The organism is Nocardia mexicana NBRC 108244 (genome assembly GCF_001613165.1).
GTDB classification, from domain to species: domain Bacteria; phylum Actinomycetota; class Actinomycetes; order Mycobacteriales; family Mycobacteriaceae; genus Nocardia; species Nocardia mexicana.
In genome coordinates this window covers 21,547-36,562 of the sequence record NZ_BDBV01000050.1, presented here as the reverse complement: position 1 = coordinate 36,562, position 15,016 = coordinate 21,547, and the positions used below count along the sequence as shown (strand labels likewise).

Annotated in this window: 15 protein-coding genes; 7 read left to right on the top strand and 8 right to left on the bottom strand. The window is 68.5% G+C overall.

What is annotated here, in order from left to right:
• The first annotated feature begins 106 nt into the window (after positions 1-106).
• Together NM1_RS20190 and NM1_RS20185 are read left to right on the top strand one after the other, a co-directional pair.
• Positions 107-805, top strand: coding sequence for a polysaccharide deacetylase family protein (locus NM1_RS20190; protein ID WP_068021864.1), 699 nt, complete (start codon positions 107-109; stop codon positions 803-805).
• A 230-nt stretch (positions 806-1,035) separates the two neighbouring features.
• The gene (locus NM1_RS20185) at positions 1,036-2,601 is read left to right on the top strand and encodes a bifunctional metallophosphatase/5'-nucleotidase (protein WP_246010739.1); all 1,566 of its coding nucleotides are present in this window, start codon (positions 1,036-1,038) and stop codon (positions 2,599-2,601) included.
• A 7-nt stretch (positions 2,602-2,608) separates the two neighbouring features.
• On the opposite strand, the gene NM1_RS20180 is transcribed toward NM1_RS20185, so the two are convergent.
• From NM1_RS20180 to NM1_RS20165, 4 genes are all read right to left on the bottom strand, one after another.
• Entirely contained in the window at positions 2,609-3,262 is a 654-nt protein-coding gene (locus tag NM1_RS20180) for a cutinase family protein (RefSeq protein WP_068021857.1), read from the bottom strand.
• A 227-nt stretch (positions 3,263-3,489) separates the two neighbouring features.
• Complete coding sequence (locus NM1_RS20175; RefSeq protein ID WP_084519821.1) at positions 3,490-4,422, bottom strand: alpha/beta fold hydrolase; 933 nt, start codon at positions 4,420-4,422, stop codon at positions 3,490-3,492.
• 81 nt (positions 4,423-4,503) lie between these two features.
• On the bottom strand, positions 4,504-5,397 hold the full coding sequence (locus NM1_RS20170; protein ID WP_068021855.1) for an expansin EXLX1 family cellulose-binding protein: 894 nt from the start codon (positions 5,395-5,397) through the stop codon (positions 4,504-4,506).
• A gap of 113 nt (positions 5,398-5,510) precedes the next feature.
• Positions 5,511-6,512 (bottom strand): zinc-binding alcohol dehydrogenase family protein, encoded by a 1,002-nt coding sequence (locus tag NM1_RS20165; protein WP_068022130.1) that lies wholly within the window; start codon positions 6,510-6,512, stop codon positions 5,511-5,513.
• 108 nt (positions 6,513-6,620) lie between these two features.
• Between NM1_RS20165 and NM1_RS20160 the strand changes: the two genes are divergently transcribed.
• The 5 genes from NM1_RS20160 to NM1_RS20140 all read left to right on the top strand — a co-directional run bounded on the left by NM1_RS20160 (position 6,621) and on the right by NM1_RS20140 (position 11,370).
• A complete protein-coding gene (locus NM1_RS20160; protein WP_068021852.1) occupies positions 6,621-7,493 on the top strand; it encodes an RpnC/YadD family protein in 873 nt (290 codons plus the stop codon).
• A gap of 71 nt (positions 7,494-7,564) precedes the next feature.
• Positions 7,565-8,548 carry a TIGR03557 family F420-dependent LLM class oxidoreductase gene (locus NM1_RS20155; RefSeq protein WP_068021849.1) on the top strand — a complete coding sequence of 328 codons (984 nt, stop codon included), beginning with the start codon at positions 7,565-7,567 and terminating at the stop codon, positions 8,546-8,548.
• Positions 8,549-8,691: 143 nt separating this feature from the next.
• A complete protein-coding gene (locus NM1_RS20150) occupies positions 8,692-9,345 on the top strand; it encodes a TetR/AcrR family transcriptional regulator (RefSeq protein WP_068021845.1) in 654 nt (217 codons plus the stop codon).
• Complete coding sequence (locus NM1_RS43065) at positions 9,342-9,971, top strand: TetR/AcrR family transcriptional regulator (RefSeq protein WP_068021842.1); 630 nt, start codon at positions 9,342-9,344, stop codon at positions 9,969-9,971. The genes NM1_RS20150 and NM1_RS43065 overlap by 4 nt, the downstream gene beginning before the upstream one ends.
• Positions 9,972-9,987: 16 nt before the next feature.
• Positions 9,988-11,370 carry an ABC1 kinase family protein gene (locus NM1_RS20140; RefSeq protein ID WP_068021841.1) on the top strand — a complete coding sequence of 461 codons (1,383 nt, stop codon included), beginning with the start codon at positions 9,988-9,990 and terminating at the stop codon, positions 11,368-11,370.
• Here the strand turns inward: NM1_RS20140 and NM1_RS20135 are convergent.
• The 4 genes from NM1_RS20135 to NM1_RS20120 are packed head-to-tail and all read right to left on the bottom strand — an operon-like array spanning position 11,355 to position 15,014.
• Positions 11,355-12,059, bottom strand: a complete 705-nt coding sequence (locus NM1_RS20135) for an Rv1363c family protein (protein ID WP_147288815.1) — start codon at positions 12,057-12,059, stop codon at positions 11,355-11,357. The two genes, NM1_RS20140 and NM1_RS20135, sit on opposite strands and share 16 nt — an antisense overlap.
• Positions 12,060-12,073: 14 nt before the next feature.
• Complete coding sequence (locus tag NM1_RS20130) at positions 12,074-13,015, bottom strand: MlaD family protein (RefSeq protein ID WP_068021833.1); 942 nt, start codon at positions 13,013-13,015, stop codon at positions 12,074-12,076.
• The gene (locus NM1_RS20125) at positions 13,012-14,034 is read right to left on the bottom strand and encodes an MlaD family protein (protein WP_068021830.1); all 1,023 of its coding nucleotides are present in this window, start codon (positions 14,032-14,034) and stop codon (positions 13,012-13,014) included. The genes NM1_RS20130 and NM1_RS20125 overlap by 4 nt, the downstream gene beginning before the upstream one ends.
• Complete coding sequence (locus NM1_RS20120; RefSeq protein ID WP_169814296.1) at positions 14,031-15,014, bottom strand: MCE family protein; 984 nt, start codon at positions 15,012-15,014, stop codon at positions 14,031-14,033. Before NM1_RS20120 ends, NM1_RS20125 begins: the two co-directional genes overlap by 4 nt.
• Between the last annotated feature and the right edge of the window lie 2 nt (positions 15,015-15,016).

Genomic DNA, 15,016 nt, shown 5'->3' with positions numbered 1-15,016 from the left:
CCGATCCAGCTACACAGCGTTCGCGTCGCCCGGAATCTGCTGCCCGCCTCCGCTGCTACGTGACGGTACCGGTAGCTCCGCCCACCCCCGGTGCTAAATTTCGCGGATGAGGCGGAGGTTCCTGATCATCGGCGCACTGGTCCTCGTGATTCTGGTGACGACGTGGACCGGCCTGTACTTCCTGATGAATTCGCGCACATACCAGGTGGCGGGACGCTTGGTGCAGCGAGCGGATACCACCGACAAGGTGGTCGCGCTCACCCTCGACGACGGGCCGACCGAGCGGACGCCGGAGATCCTCCGGGCGCTGGCCGACGCCGGGATTCCCGCCACCTTTTACCTCGTCGGCGAGCAGCTCGCCGCCCGGCCGGAGTACGGCGCCGCCGTCGCCGCGGCGGGACACGAGATCGGCAACCACAGCTACACCCATCGCCGCCTGGTCTTCGTCACGCCCGGCACCGTGCGCGAGGAGGTCGAACGCACCGACGCCGAGATCCGGAGCACCGGCTACGGCGGCCCCATCACCTTCCGTCCGCCGCACGGCAAGAAGCTCTTCGCGCTGCCGAAGTATCTGGCCGACCACGATCGGGCCACGGTGATGTGGGATGTCGAGCCGGATTCGCGCGGTGGCGCCGACACCGACCGCATCGTCGCCGACACGCTCGGTGCGGTGCGGCCCGGATCCATCATTCTGCTGCATGCGATGCACCACTCCGCGTCGCTCGCCGCGATTCCGCGGATCGCGAGCGAGTTGCGCGCACAGGGCTATCGGTTCGTCACGGTATCCCAATTGCCCGGTAGCTGACCCGATTCCGACCACCCGAGCGCCGGCGTTAGCGGCCGAGTGCGACAGCTGCGAATTCACCCGCCGGTCGTGCATCGTCCAGCGACGTCTGCCAAAGTCGTCCTATGAAGGCTCGTCATCGCGTCGGTGCGTTACTCGCGACCGCACTCGCGACGCTCGTAGTGGCCGGGTGCGGTGAATCCGGCGAGAAGCCATCGCCGCCCGTCTCGGGAAATTCCGCGGTGCCGCTCGTGTCGACGAACAGCCTGCCGCGGGCGCAGCCGGGCGAGGTGCATCTGTTCGGCCTCAACGACCTGCACGGCAACCTGCAGCCGCCGGCCGGAAGCAACGGCCATATCGCGAGTTACCCCGCGGGCGGCGCCGCCTACCTGGCCGCACATCTCGCCCGGCTGCAGGCGGCATATCCGGACAGCGCCGTCCTCGCCGCCGGCGACAATGTCGGCGCCAGCCCGCTGATGTCGGCGCTGTTCCACGACGAGCCCACCATCGCCTTCCTCAATTCGGTCGGCACGGCGGCCTCTTCCGTCGGAAACCACGAGTTCGACGACGGCGTACTGGAATTGGCGCGCCTGCAGCAGGGCGGGTGCGCCTGGGACGGGTGTTCGCCGGGAGCACCCTTCGCCGGGGCGAAGTTCCCGTACCTGGCCGCCAACGTCACCGACGCCAACGGTCAGCTCCCGCCCGGCCTGCGGCCGTCGACCATGCTCGAGGTGGGCGGCCACAAGATCGGCGTGGTCGGCGCCGTCACCTCCGATACCGCGAATATCGTGATGCCCGAGGGGATTCGGGGGTACACGTTCGGCGATCCGATCGACGCCGTCAACAAGCAGGTTCCGCAGCTGCGGGCCGCGGGCGCGGAAGCCGTTGTGGCGCTGGTGCACGACGGCGGCGCGCAGCGAACCCACGGCGCGCCACTGGACTACAACGGGTGCGCCGACATCACCCCCGGCGTCACCGCCCTCGCCGAACGCACCGATCCGGCCGTGCGCGTCCTGATCACCGGCCACAGCCACCAGGCCTACAACTGCACCATCGGCGGCAAGGTCGTCACCCAGGCCGCCTCCAACGGCAGGCTCATCACCGATATCGCCCTGCGTTTCCACGACGGAACCATCGACGCCACCGCCACCAACCGCGTCGTCACCCGCGACATCACACCCGATCCGGAGACCGCGCGGCTCGTCGATTTCTTTGCCGCCCAGGCCCGGCCGCGCGCCGAGCGGGTCATCGGCACCGCCACCGCGCCGCTGCCCAGCGAACCCGCGCCGCCCGGCGACTCCCCGCTCGGCGACCTCATCGCCGACGCCATGCTGACGGCCATGGCGCCGAATCAGGCCGTCGCCGCGTTCATGAATCCCGGTGGCGTCCGGGCCGATCTGGGCGGCGGCGCCATCACCTACGAGCAGGCCTACACCGTGCAGCCGTTCGGCAATCAGATCGTCACGGTGCAGCTGACCGGTCAGCAAATCCTGGAACTGCTGGAGCAGCAGTGGAACAACGCCGACAAGCCCGGGGTGCTCTCGGTCGCCGGGATCACCTACGCCTACTCCGATTCCGCACCCGCGGGCCGCAAGGTCGCCACCGATACGGTGCGGATCGGCGGGCAGCCGCTGAATCCGGTTGCCGCCTACCATGTTTCGACCAACAATTTCCTCGCCTCCGGAGGCGACGGATTCAGCATGTTCACCCGCGGCACCCGGGCAGCGGTCGGCCCGACGGATCTCGACGCCCTCGAGTCCTATCTGCGGACTCGTGGTGCGGTCGAGCCTCCGCCGGGCCGGATCGAACGTCGCTGACCGTGGCCTACAGCCGGGAGGCAGCGAAGTCGGCGGCGGTGCCGGTGAATCCGGCGTACACGTTGTGCGCGCCCGGGTTCAGCCCACCGCCGCAGACGGGGTCACCGTCGGCGCAGTAGTTCGCGGTCCGCCACAGGTACGGCTCGGGCACGACCCAGCCGATCAACCGCAGCGGGTCGCCGAACAGCAGTACCGACGACACCCGGGAACCGAGATTGCCGTCCAGTCGGACCGCTCCGGGAATACCGTTGGTGATCCCGGTGCCCAGGGCCGTGTGTACGACAGCCGCGCCCTGTGAATATCCCGCCAGAATGAACCGCTGGTCGGGGCAGACCGCGGACTGATGGGCAAGATGCGCAACGAGATCCGCGCTCCCCTTACCCACCGAGAACACATCGGTCAGATCCGCCGGATAGTTCACGGGATAGGCGCTGACGCTCACCGGCAGCCGGTCCCATACCGCGTCGTAGAGCGGATCACCGAGTCCGGCGCCGAGGTAACCCGGTTCCCCGGTTCCCCTGGCCACCACCAGATCCACATCCGCGCACCATTGCGCGCTCGCCTGCGGTGCGGGATACACCACGCCCATCAGTAGTAGTAATGCAGCGAATATCCAAGCGATACGCCACTTTCCAGACAGCAACACCTTCCGGTCGCTCATTTTCCTCACCTGCTCACGCCGTTGTGAGAGGCCGTACTGACTGTTGTCAGAGACTATTGTCTTCGGCCCGCCATGTGACCCAAGGTAAGGAGGGGATCCGGTAGCGGCAATGAAGTCTGCTGGAGGGATACCCAATTGCCGCACGCCGACGGCCGCCGGTGAATTTCGTTATCCGGCAGCAACTTCAAGGCAACGAACCCGACAGTCTGTGACCTTCTGTCCGGAAGCTACTGCCGGGCGGCCACCGCCGCGCAGGCGTCGAGGAGAACCGGGACGAAGACGTCCGCCTCGAGCGCGCATGCCGCATGCCCGGCGCGGGCCAGGAAGATCTCCGCTCCCGGAATGAGTTTCGCCATCTCCAGCTGCCGATACACCGGCAGCGCGCGATCGTGGGTCGTGATGACGACGGCCGCGGGCACCTGCACACTCGGCAACCAGGCCGACGAATCGAAACGGCCGAGCTCCGCGATGGCCTGTGCGATGGCCCAGCCGCTGGTGCTGCGCAGCTCGGCCATCGCCCACCGATCCATGCGGCCGGTATCCCAAGTGCTCAGCGGGACTTCCGGTAGTCGCCGTGCGGCCAGCGCGACGCGCCGCGTCACCGTCTGCGACAGCCCACCCATCATCGTCCCCATGGCGCGGTGGAACGCCCGCTCGCGCCACTTCTCCTGGAATCGATAGGTGGTGGCGCACAGCACGATTCCACCGAATCGGTCCGGATTCCGGTGCGCCGCAAGCTGAGCCACGACGCCGCCCATGGAATACCCTGCCAGGATCGGCTTCTCGACTCCGAGCAGATCGGCGACCGCTACCACATCGTCGGCCAGATCATCCAATTTCCATTGGGGCGAGCGGATTCCGTGTCCGTGCCAGCGCTGATCGTAGAGCACCACCCGGTAGTGCTGCGACAGCTCCTCGAGCGCCGGGAACCAGTTGAGCATGGCCGTGGTGACCACGCCGTGCAGGAGGAATACCGTCGGCGCATCCATCGGCCCGGGGATATCCACCAGATAGGTGGTACCGCGCCCGGGCAGCTCCACCATCCGGCCCGCGGGCACCTCGGTCACCCGTGAGACGCGCCGCCCGAAGCGACGTTTCGGCCGCCGCGGCCCGCCCGCGGCCCGTCCGCCGTCCACCGATACCAGGTCCGGGTTCACCATCGAATGCCTCCTGGCGGAGCAAAGTAGAACACGTTTCACTACATGATGCCACAGCGCGGCACGTCGCCCGGTGCCGCGGCGTCAGGAGCAGGCATCGAGGGTGGTCGTCGTCGCCATCGGAACCGGGGCGGGCGGGGCGGCGGGAGGCGGTGGGGGTGCGGGTATGTCGTAGAGGCCCGCGCCGGTGTGCCGCATCTCCCCCGGTTTCACACCGATCCCCGGAATACGGACCTGGTGCCCCTCGACATCGGTCACCAGGGCGGTGAACGGGCCGGGGCCCGCGCCGGAGGTCGACCAGTAGTTGTCCATGCCGCGGGTCAGCGTGACACCGGGACCGCCCGCGTCGGGGCGAATTTCCACGCGGCTCAACGGGTTTCCGGCATTGCCGAACAGCAGCCCCAGCCAGTGCGCCGACGAGCCGTCCTTGACCCGGTAAATCAGCTCGGGAATCGGGACCGGGTTGCGCACCCGGCGCATCTGGATCTGCGCGACCCCGGCGCTCTGATCGGCGATCCGGGTGAAGGCCGCGGTGCTCAGGTCGTACTGTCCCGGAGCACATCCCGGACAGCGGTCGACGATCTGGGCGCGCACGGACCCGAGCGGCCCCTCGAGCTCGACCAGGGTGCCGCACGCCGCGCTCCCCGCGTACTCGCCGGTCGGCACGCCGATATAGAAGCCGTCGAGCGGCAGCTCCGGGAACGAGCAGGCCACGCCCTGGTTGAACGCGTAGTAGCGCGCCTCGCCGGGCTGTGCCGGATCGCGCTGCTCGACGGGCGTAATCAGCTGCGGCACGGTGATACTCGGCAGCGGCGCCGGCGGCGCGGGCGGCGCCGCCGCCCCGGGCGAGGTTCGGCAGACGGCGGGCTCAGGTCTGGATACCCACATCGCGGCCGCGACCACGACCCCCACAGCCAGCGCCGTGAACAACCACGGCCGCGCGGCGCGGATGTGTTGCTGCTGTGTTACCCGATGCATCGTCCAAGCCTCCGGTTCCTTTCGCCACTTATTTCACAGCAAAGCAGCAGAACCCGGAATAATGGACTCGAATCGCGAACTCGGAGTGGAAAACTCGGCGTGTCTGCGGCGTGTCAGGGGATCAGGACCGCGGCGCCCGCAAACTTCCCGTGCGCCAGATCGGTCAGCGCCCGGTCGGCCGCGGCCAGCGGATATGGCTGCACGGTGACATCGAGACGATGCTCCGCCGCGAACGCCAGGAATTCGCGGGCATCCGCTCGCGTGTTGGCGGTGACCGAGCGAATCTCGCGCTCCTGGAACAGCTGCCGCTGATAGTTCAGCGCGGGAACGTCGGTGAGATGGATACCCGCGATGGCCAGCACGCCGCCCCGGTCGAGCGCCTCGAGCGCGGGCGGGACGAGATCGCCGACCGGAGCGAACAGGATCGCCGAATCCAGCGCCACGGGTGGCGCGTCGGCGGCGCCCTGCGCGGAGGCGGCGCCCAGCTCGAGGGCCAGCTCCCGCGCCTTCGGGTCGCGCGTCATGACATGCACCTCGGCGCCCCGGGCGAGGGCCACCTGCGCGGCGAGATGCGCGCTGCCGCCGAATCCGTAGATGCCCAGCCGTCCGCCGGGCGGCAGCGCGGCCCGCTGCAGCGCCCGATAGCCGATGATTCCCGCGCACAGCAGCGGAGCCAGTTCGGCATCCGCGTAGCCGGGTGGCAGCGGATGCGCGTAATCGGCTGGCACGGTGGCGAATTCGGCGTATCCGCCGTCGGCGTCCCAGCCGGTGTAGCGGGAGCCGGGGCACAGGTTCTCCGCGCCGCGGCGGCAGAACTTGCACTCGCCACAGGTGTGCCGCAGCCATGCGATGCCCACCCGGTCACCGATCGCGAACCACTCCCCCTCGCCCGGCCCGAGCTCCACGACCTCGCCGACCACCTCGTGCCCGGGCACCACTCCCGTCCGATGTACGGGCAGATCCCCCTCTGCCACATGCAGATCCGTGCGGCACACCCCGCACGCCAGCACCCGCACCAGCAGCTCACCCGCGCGCGGCCGCCGGATCGGCGCGCGCACCCGATCCATCGGCCGCCCGTCGATCGGGCCGGGGCGCAGCACCCGCCACGCCGTCATCGTGCCGTCCTGCGTACTCACTGCCGCCCCTCTCCGCAGATTCTCGCCCTCGAGATTACTACCGGTGCAATCGAACATATTTTCGAATCTCGAGCTATCCTCGTCCGCATGGTCAGCTCCCGACACGAGGCGATGCACCGCATCTTCCGACACGACCCGGGTATCTTCGCCCGCGCGTTCCGCGTCATGGACCTGCCACTCCCCGATCCCGTGGCAGTCGATCTCATGCCCACCGACCTCACCGAGATCGAACCTCTCGAACGCCGGGTGGACACGCTGCTCCGCATCGAGACCGCCGACGGCGCGTTCCTGCTGCTCGTCGAGGCGCAGAGCCGCGACGATCCGGACAAGCCCGCGGCGTGGGCGTACTACCTCGCCCATGCCCACAGCAAATACCGGCTGCCCGTCATCTTGCTGGTCGTCTGTCACGACAAGGTGACCGCGCTCTGGGCCGCCCGGCCGCCGATCATCGGCCTGCCGATGTGGCCCAGCCTCACCGTGCAGCCCATGGTGCTCGGCCCGCACAACCTGCCGGTGGTCACCGATACGGAGACCGCCGCCGACGATATCCCCTTGGCCGCACTCTCCGCCGTCGCGCACGCCAAGGAACCGTGCATCGGTGACATACTGAAGGCGCTGGCCACCGCGCTGAAGCAGGTCACCGACGAGGAGGACCGAGCCATCCTCGCCGAACTCACCGAACTCGGCCTGGGCACCACCCCGGCCGCCCAGATCTGGAGGCAGTTGATGACCGACCTGTCGTTCTTCCGCTCGGCGAGTTCGCAGATGCTGCGCGACGAGGGCCGCGTCGAAGGTATCGCGGGCAGCATCCTGCGCATCCTCGATCATCGGCACATTCCGGTACCCGACAGCGCCCGGGACCGCATCATCGGCTGCGACGACCTCCAACTACTCAACACCTGGCTCGACCGCGCCATCGACGCAGTCTCCATCGACGAGGTGTTCGGCGCCGGGTCGTAGCTCCCGATTCACCCGCTCTCGATCGGGTAGCACGCCAGTACCACTGGCAGTCTCGAGAGCGGAGGTGCGTTGTGACGCGGTTCGGATACACCTTGATGACCGAGCAGAGCGGGCCGAAGGAACTGGTGCGGTACGCACAGGCCGCCGAGGAGGTCGGGTTCGACTTCGCCACGATCAGCGACCATTACTCGCCCTGGCTGGCGTCGCAGGGACATTCACCGTATGCGTGGTCGGTGCTGGGCGCGGTCGCGGCCGTCACCCGGCGCATGGACCTGATGACGTACGTGACCTGCCCGACCATGCGATACCACCCGGCGGTCGTAGCGCAGAAGGCCGCGACCATGCAGATTCTCTCCGACGGCCGGTTCACCCTGGGCCTGGGCAGCGGGGAGAACCTCAACGAGCACGTGATCGGGGTCGGCTGGCCGAGCGTGGCCGAACGTCAGGAGCGCCTGCGCGAGGCGGTGCAGCTGATCCGAGAGTTGCACAGCGGCAACACCGTCACCCGCCACGGCCGCTGGTACCGCGCCGACGCCGCGCGGCTGTGGGATCTGCCGGAGACGCCGGTCCCGATCGCGGTCGCGGTATCCGGATCCCGCTCGGTGGACCGCTTCGCGCCGCTGGCCGACGAAATGGTGCTCACCGCACCGGATTCGGAGCTGATCGAACAGTGGCATCGAACCCGGTCCCTGGTGCTCGGCGACAGCACCCGAAGCCGGGTCACCTGCCAGGTGCCGGTCTCCTGGGACACCCACCGCGACAGCGCGATCGACCGCGCCCACGACCAGTTCCGCTGGTTCGCAGGTGGCTGGGCGGTCAACAGCACGGTGACGACGCCCGCCGGATTCGCGGACGCGAGCCAGTTCGTCCGGGCCCAGGATGTCGCGGACAGCATCCCCTGCGGGCCGGACCTCGATGCGATGGTGCAGGCCATCCGCCCGTTCCAGCAGGCCGGATGCACCGATGTCACCATCGTTCAGGTCGGCGACGAGCGGCAGGAGGAATTCCTCACCAAGGCTGCGGGTCCGTTGCTGGAGAGGCTCCGCGCGGGGTGACCGTGTTATATAGTCGACTGATGTATCAGTCGTAATCTGGCGGAGCGCCGGGGAGGCCCGGGCCATCGGCCGATTGTTCTCGCGCGGTGCCATACACTCGACCGAGTCGTGCCAGCAGACAATCGAATTCCCGAAAGGCGGCTATGACCACCCCGACCCGGAGGCCCCGCGGGCGCCCCAAACAGGAGGGTCTGGCCGAGCAGCGGCGCGAGCAGATAGTCCAGGCCGCCTACGAGGTGTTCACCGAGCAGGGGTATCGCGCGACGACGGTATCGGAGATCGCCCGCCACGCCGGGGTCGGTCAGGGCACCGTGTACCGCTACTTCGACAGCAAGGTCGAGATTCTGCGGGAGGTCTTCGACTGGTCGGCCCAGCGGGGATTCACCGCCCTGGATCTGGAAAAGCTTGCCGCACCGGTGGATTCGTTCGCCGAGCTGTCGGATCGCATCCGCAACCTGGCCGACGCCCTCACCGAACTGGCCGATCAGGATCCGCGTCTGCTCAAGCTGCTCGCCGTCGAGGCCAGTGCCGCCGACCCGGAACTCCAGCAGCGTGTGGTGGGCCTCGAGCAGATGCTGGCCTCGCGGATCGCCGAGGCGCTCGCCGCCGGAATCGACAACGGGCGCATACGATCCGGCGTGCCGGCCCGCGTCTACGGCCACCTGCTGATCAGCCTGGTGCTGCCGGGCTTCACCGATATGTTCTACGCGCGCATGACGCCGTCGCTGCGCGCCCGGCACGCGGCCGCGGTCAGCGACCTGCTGGAACGGGCCCTGCGGAACGGGACGGCCCCGTGAAACCGGCCGAGATCCCGGCCAAGGCCACGACTGCGCGCACCGAACAGCGCCGCACCGAACTGATCGACACGGCATCCCGGCTCATCTTCGAGCGCGGCTACCACGAGGTCACCGTCGCCGATATCGCGGCCGAGCTCGGCGTCAGCCACGGGACGTTCTACAACTACTTCGACAACCGCCGCGACATCCTGGACGCGGTCATCGACACCCGGTTCGACGCGATCTACGACCGCGTCATCGGCGGCGACGGCGCGCCCGCCCGGACGATGGAGGAATTCCTCACCGCCGCAACGGGTATCGCGCAACGACTGCATACGGCGCTGACCGAGGATCCGGGCCTGGTGCGGTTCGTCCTGTTCGAGGCGCCCGCCATCGACCAGCAGCTCATCGATCGGCTCGACAAGATTCTCGAGAATATGGCGCTGCTTTCGCGGACGCGGCTCGACGACGGCATCCGGGCCGGATATCTGCGTCCGGATCTCGACAGCGCGGTCGTCGGGCGATCGGTGATGTCGCTGATCTTCGCCACCGCGCTCGGCGCGCTGTCCGAGCCCGACGAGCTCTCCGGCGACGACTTCGTGACCGGGCTGGCGGACCTGTTGCGCCACGGCCTGGGCGCCGAGTAGCCGTTACGATCGCGCCATGGTCGATATGCCCACCTCCCGGTTGGCGCGCAGCGGGAAGCTGGGCAAATTCGCTGCCCAGCAGGCGGTTCGCAACGCACGGCTGCGGTTCGACCGATTCGCCAACGGCGGCGAGGCGGACCGACAGGCGGCCGATGCGGCCCTGCTGCGCGGCGTGGACGAACTCGTCGGAATTCTCGGCAGCATGAAGGGCGCGGCGATGAAGGTCGGCCAGATGCTGTCCGTCATCGATATCGAGATGATCCCCCGCAGCCATCGGGAGCGCTTCCGGACCAGGTTCGCCGCCCTGCGGGATCGGGCGCCCAGCGTGTCGTTCGAGCGGATGCGACCGGTCCTCGAGGAAGACCTCGGGCGGCCGCTCGGCGACGCGTTCGCCGAATTCGACACCGAACCCGTGGCCGCGGCGTCGATCGGCCAGGTATACCGGGCGCGCCTGCCCGACGGCCGTGCGGTCGCGGTGAAGGTGCAGTACGCGGGTATCGCGAGAGCGGTCCGGGCGGACCTGAAAAACCTTGCGCTGCTGCTGAAGATGTCCAAGCCGGTCTTTCCCGGATTCAGCGCCGACGCGTTCATGGACGAGCTGCGCCTGCATCTGGAGGAGGAGCTCGACTATCTGCACGAGGCCGCCACCCAGCAGGAACTGTCCCGCTTCTACGCCGGGCACCCCGCGATCATGGTGCCCGACACCGTGTCCGAGCTGTGCGGTCCGCGGGTGCTCGTCACCGAGTACGTCGACGGTGCGCGGTTCGACGACGTGTGCTCGCAACCGGCGGCCGTGCGCGACCGGGTCGGTGAGATCGTCTTTCGCTTCTATATCGGCGCGCTGTTTCGCGACCTCCGGTTCAACGGGGACCCGCATCCGGGCAATGTGCTGCTCACCCCGGACGGCCGGGTGGCATTCCTCGACTTCGGGCTGTTCAAGCGGATGCGCCGGGACGCGGTGGAATTGGAGCGCGAGGGCCTGCGCGCGGCGATGGAGGGCCGGGCGGAGGCGCTGCGCGACGTGATGTGCCGATCCGGTGCCCTGCGCGCCGGCTCCGTGGTCACGGCCGCCGAACTTCTCGAATACGTCTACGACGCCTCACCGTGGACGTTCGACGACGAGCGGCTGACCATGACGACCGAGATCGCCGGCGGCGCCTTCATGGTCGTCGCCGATCCCCGCTCGCGGGACTTCGACCGCATGCGGCGCGAGGATCTGCCGCCGGAGCATTTCTTCTCGCGACGGGCCGATTTCTACACCTTCGGAATGCTGGGCCAGCTCGGCGCCACCGCGAACTGGCACCGCATCGCCCGCGAATGGGTGTACGGCGATCCGCCCGCCACCGAACTCGGCGCCCTCGACGCCGCCTGGCGGGCGCGGCATCACTTGGGCCCGTAATCGGTGACCTGCCAGGAGTTTCCGGTCCCGGCGACGGTCACCGACAGCAGGTTCGGCGTCGTCGCGGGCTCGGGCTGCTGGATGTTCTGGGTGCGCTGGGTGGCGAAGACCGTGACCGTGTACTGGTTGTTGCCCGTGGGTTCCACCGCGGTGGCCACCACCTGGCCGGTCGCGACCACGTGGGCCTCGGTCATGATCTTCGCCAGGGTGTCGTGCACGTCGGCGTAGCGCTTGCGCAGCGCCTCGGAGGTATCGCGCTGCACACCGTCGAAGAACGCGGGCAGATTGTTGTAGTCGTAGGTGAGCGAGCGCAGGGTGTAGTCCTTGGCCAGTTCGGCGGCATGCGCGCGGTCGGCGTTCTGCTGGCGCAGCGTACTGAGATCGCTTGCGCTGCTGCGCCATTGGTAGGCGAGGACGCCCGCCGTGGCGATCAGGACAATCACGAGCGCGACCAAGAGATAGGTAACGCGGCGAGAAGCATCCGACAGCGACGCCTTCGCGCCTGCGGCCGAAAGCCGCTTCCCGCCGGACGAGTCCCCCACATCACCGCTCGACCTACTCGCTGCCCCGGACACCTTGCCCGTCTCGGCGGCGTCGGCAGGCTGCCGCGTATCCTGCTCTCCACCCTTCGCCTCGACCGTATCCTGCTCCTGCTCTTCGGCTTTCGTGGTCTCTTTCGCAGTCGCCAACGACTTCTCCTCACTCATCTCGGCACTTCGACGGTCACCCGGGCCGGGCCGCCCGGGAACATCGCCGAGAGCAGGTCGACTATGGATCCCGCGTCCACGCGCAGGGGTTTGATCACGCTGGTGGCGGGTTTCAGCGCGGTGGCGATGTGGGCCAGGTCGGGCCCGAGCAGCGCGATGTACTGGTCGATCTTGTCCACCAGCGGGCCGAGCGGGGCATCCCAGACGTGCTCCCCGGCCCGGGAATAGTCCTCGAACGCCCGGATCACGTGCAGCACATCCGGTATCGCCTGATCCACATCGGTGGCGCCGGTGCTGAACACCGGCCCGGTCCCCGCGAAGTTGTCGCCCAGGGTCTGCACATTGCTGTACAGGCGGGTCAGTTGTGCGCGCTTGTCGTGCAGCATTCGAGCCGTCATGGTGAGGGCGGTGGTCAGGTTCTGCAGGTCGGCGTCGCGGCCCTCGAAGCCCGCCGACAGCGTATTCGCCAGCCCGGCAACCTTTTCCGGATCGATCTGGCTGTTGAGGCCGTCCAAGCGGGCCAGCGCGTCGCTCACGGTGGTGGCCACCCGCACCTGCCCGGCCGGGATCACGCTGCCGTCACGCAGGTACGGGCCCTGCGACGACTGCGGACGGAAGTCGAGGAACTGCTCACCGGCCGCGGACAGATTCGCGATGCGCACCTCGCTGTCCGCCGGAACCCGGTAGCGCCCATCGAGTTCCAGCCGGACCGCCAGCCCCTCGGGCGTGGTGCTGATCTGCCGCACCCGCCCGATCCGCATGCCCCGCAGATCCACCTGCGAGGTCGGCATCAGCCCGCCCGACGACTTCACCAGCACTGTCACGGAATTGGTGTCGCGGCGGGGATCGATGTCGAGCACACCGACGGTCAGGTACGCCGCGCACGCCACGGTCATCACCAGCAGCATCACCATGGAGAGGGGGCCGGACAGCTTCATCGGACCATTCCTATCGAGTGCAGCACGCGGACCAGCTGATCCGACCGCGCCGCCGCGTCGTCGGCGATCGCCTGCGGCGTGGCATCGTGGATGCGGACGTTGGGTGGCGCGCTGAAGAACGGAATCAGCTTCTCCCGCAACAACTTGTCCAGCGCGGAGACGTTCTGCGCGACGGTGAGGTCCGCGGTCGAGATGGTCCGCAGCGCGGGCGCCAGGATCGCGATCAGGCTGCGGAAATCGCCGACGTGCGGCAGCGCGAGATCGCCCACCCGATCGGCCAGCCCACGCGAATCCAGCAGCAGCCGAACCACTCCCAGCAGCACGTCGGACAGGCCCGACGCCCGGCTGGGCCCCAGTTCCAGCGTCCGATCCACGCCGCCCTTGTTCTGCTGCAGGGTGGTCGAGACCGACGCCGCACCCGCCAGGATGCGATCCAGATCGTCGGTGTGCGAGCCCAGATCGTGCAGGGCCGCCTTGCCCGCGGCGACGATGCGGTCCACGTCCGCCGGGTCGGACGGGAAGGCCGAGTTGACCGTGCGGACCAGCTCCTGCACCTCGGCGAACCGGCCGCCGGTGACGATGTTCGACAGCGCCCGCAGAATGTCCTCGACGTTCGCCGCCGGAAGGGTGTGCGCGAGCGGGATGGTGTCGCCGTCGCCGAGGAACGGCCCGCCCCCGCCCTTCGGGACCGCCAGCGCGATGTGAATATCGCCCAGAATGGTGCTCTGCCGCAGCTCGGCGGTGGTGCCGACCGGCAGCTGCACATCCGACCGCAGGTCGACGGTGGCGACGGCGAGGCTGCCGACGAGATCGATGCGGTCCAGTACCCCGACCCCGACCCCTTCGGAGATCACCTTCGCCCGATCGGGCAGGTTCAGCACGGAGCCGAATTCGATCCGGATCCGATACTGCGGCCCGGACAGGTAAGTGCCCGGAATCGGCACGTCGGTGGCTCGAATCCCGCACCCGGACACCACCATTGCGCACACCATGAGCAGGAGGGGCAGCAGTCGTCTCATCGCGCACCACCCCCGGCCGAATCCACCCGCGGCAGCCGTTCCGCGATCGGCGGGAGGTGCATGAGGATGTCCGCGATATCGCCCGCCATTCCCGCGTACACCTTGACCTGCGGCAGGAACTGGTCCAGCAGCTCGTAGGCCCGCTTGTCGTACTTCTCGACATTGCGCACGATCACGGGCAGCAGCTCGACGGCCAGGTCCACCATCCGGGACAGGTGAGTGGAGACGCCGTCGATCATCTGGATGCCGTCGTGCAGATTGTCCAGCACCGCCTGCATATCCGGCCAGTTGCTGACGAACATGGTGGTGAGGATGTCGAGGTTGTCGACCAGTTTGCGGAAGGTGGTGTCGCGGTCGGCGGGATCCCCGACGATCTGGGACATCTTCTGCAGCAGCACATTCCACTGCTGCCCGGTGCCCGCGACGGCGGCGTCGGCGGCGGTGAGCGTCTGCTCGACGACGGTGTCACGGGTGCCGCCCGGCGCCGAAGCGGTACCCTGCTGGCCGAGCAGGTCGCCCGACAGCTTGCCCAGGGCGTCGAGTGCATCGCTGATGCCGATGGGAGTTCTGGTGCGCTCCAGGGGAATACAGTGCGACGCATCGAACGCCGGCCCGCCCCGGTAGGGCTTGGTGAGTTCGAGGTGCCGGTCGGTGACGATCGAACTCGACATGGTCACCGCCTCGGCGTCGGCGGGCAGCCGCACCGAGTGGTCGATGCTCATGGCCACCCGCATCCGGTCACCCTCGGGCCGGATCTCGGTGACCCGGCCGATTTCCACGCCGAGCATGGTGACGCTGTTGCCCTCGTACAGGCCGACGGTGTCGGCGAGCTCCGCGCACAGTTCTCGCTGCGCCGGATGCACCTCGTCCAGCCAGGGCCGGGCGATGCCGTTGAAAGCCGCGGCCGCACCCACGCCCAACACGATGACCAGCGCCAGCCCCGTCATGATCAGGGCCGTCCAGCGCGTTCGTCTGCCCATCG

What these genes read in the sequence shown, in the direction of transcription:
- NM1_RS20190 (WP_068021864.1), top strand. Translation starts at nt 107, where the DNA reads ATGAGGCGGAGGTTCCTGATCATCGGCGCACTGGTCCTCGTGATTCTG.
- NM1_RS20180 (WP_068021857.1), bottom strand. Translation starts at nt 3,262, where the DNA reads ATGAGCGACCGGAAGGTGTTGCTGTCTGGAAAGTGGCGTATCGCTTGG.
- NM1_RS20175 (WP_084519821.1), bottom strand. Translation starts at nt 4,422, where the DNA reads ATGGTGAACCCGGACCTGGTATCGGTGGACGGCGGACGGGCCGCGGGC.
- NM1_RS20170 (WP_068021855.1), bottom strand. Translation starts at nt 5,397, where the DNA reads ATGCATCGGGTAACACAGCAGCAACACATCCGCGCCGCGCGGCCGTGG.
- NM1_RS20165 (WP_068022130.1), bottom strand. Translation starts at nt 6,512, where the DNA reads ATGACGGCGTGGCGGGTGCTGCGCCCCGGCCCGATCGACGGGCGGCCG.
- NM1_RS20160 (WP_068021852.1), top strand. Translation starts at nt 6,621, where the DNA reads ATGGTCAGCTCCCGACACGAGGCGATGCACCGCATCTTCCGACACGAC.
- NM1_RS20150 (WP_068021845.1), top strand. Translation starts at nt 8,692, where the DNA reads ATGACCACCCCGACCCGGAGGCCCCGCGGGCGCCCCAAACAGGAGGGT.
- NM1_RS20140 (WP_068021841.1), top strand. Translation starts at nt 9,988, where the DNA reads ATGGTCGATATGCCCACCTCCCGGTTGGCGCGCAGCGGGAAGCTGGGC.
- NM1_RS20130 (WP_068021833.1), bottom strand. Translation starts at nt 13,015, where the DNA reads ATGAAGCTGTCCGGCCCCCTCTCCATGGTGATGCTGCTGGTGATGACC.
- NM1_RS20125 (WP_068021830.1), bottom strand. Translation starts at nt 14,034, where the DNA reads ATGAGACGACTGCTGCCCCTCCTGCTCATGGTGTGCGCAATGGTGGTG.
- NM1_RS20120 (WP_169814296.1), bottom strand. Translation starts at nt 15,014, where the DNA reads ATGGGCAGACGAACGCGCTGGACGGCCCTGATCATGACGGGGCTGGCG.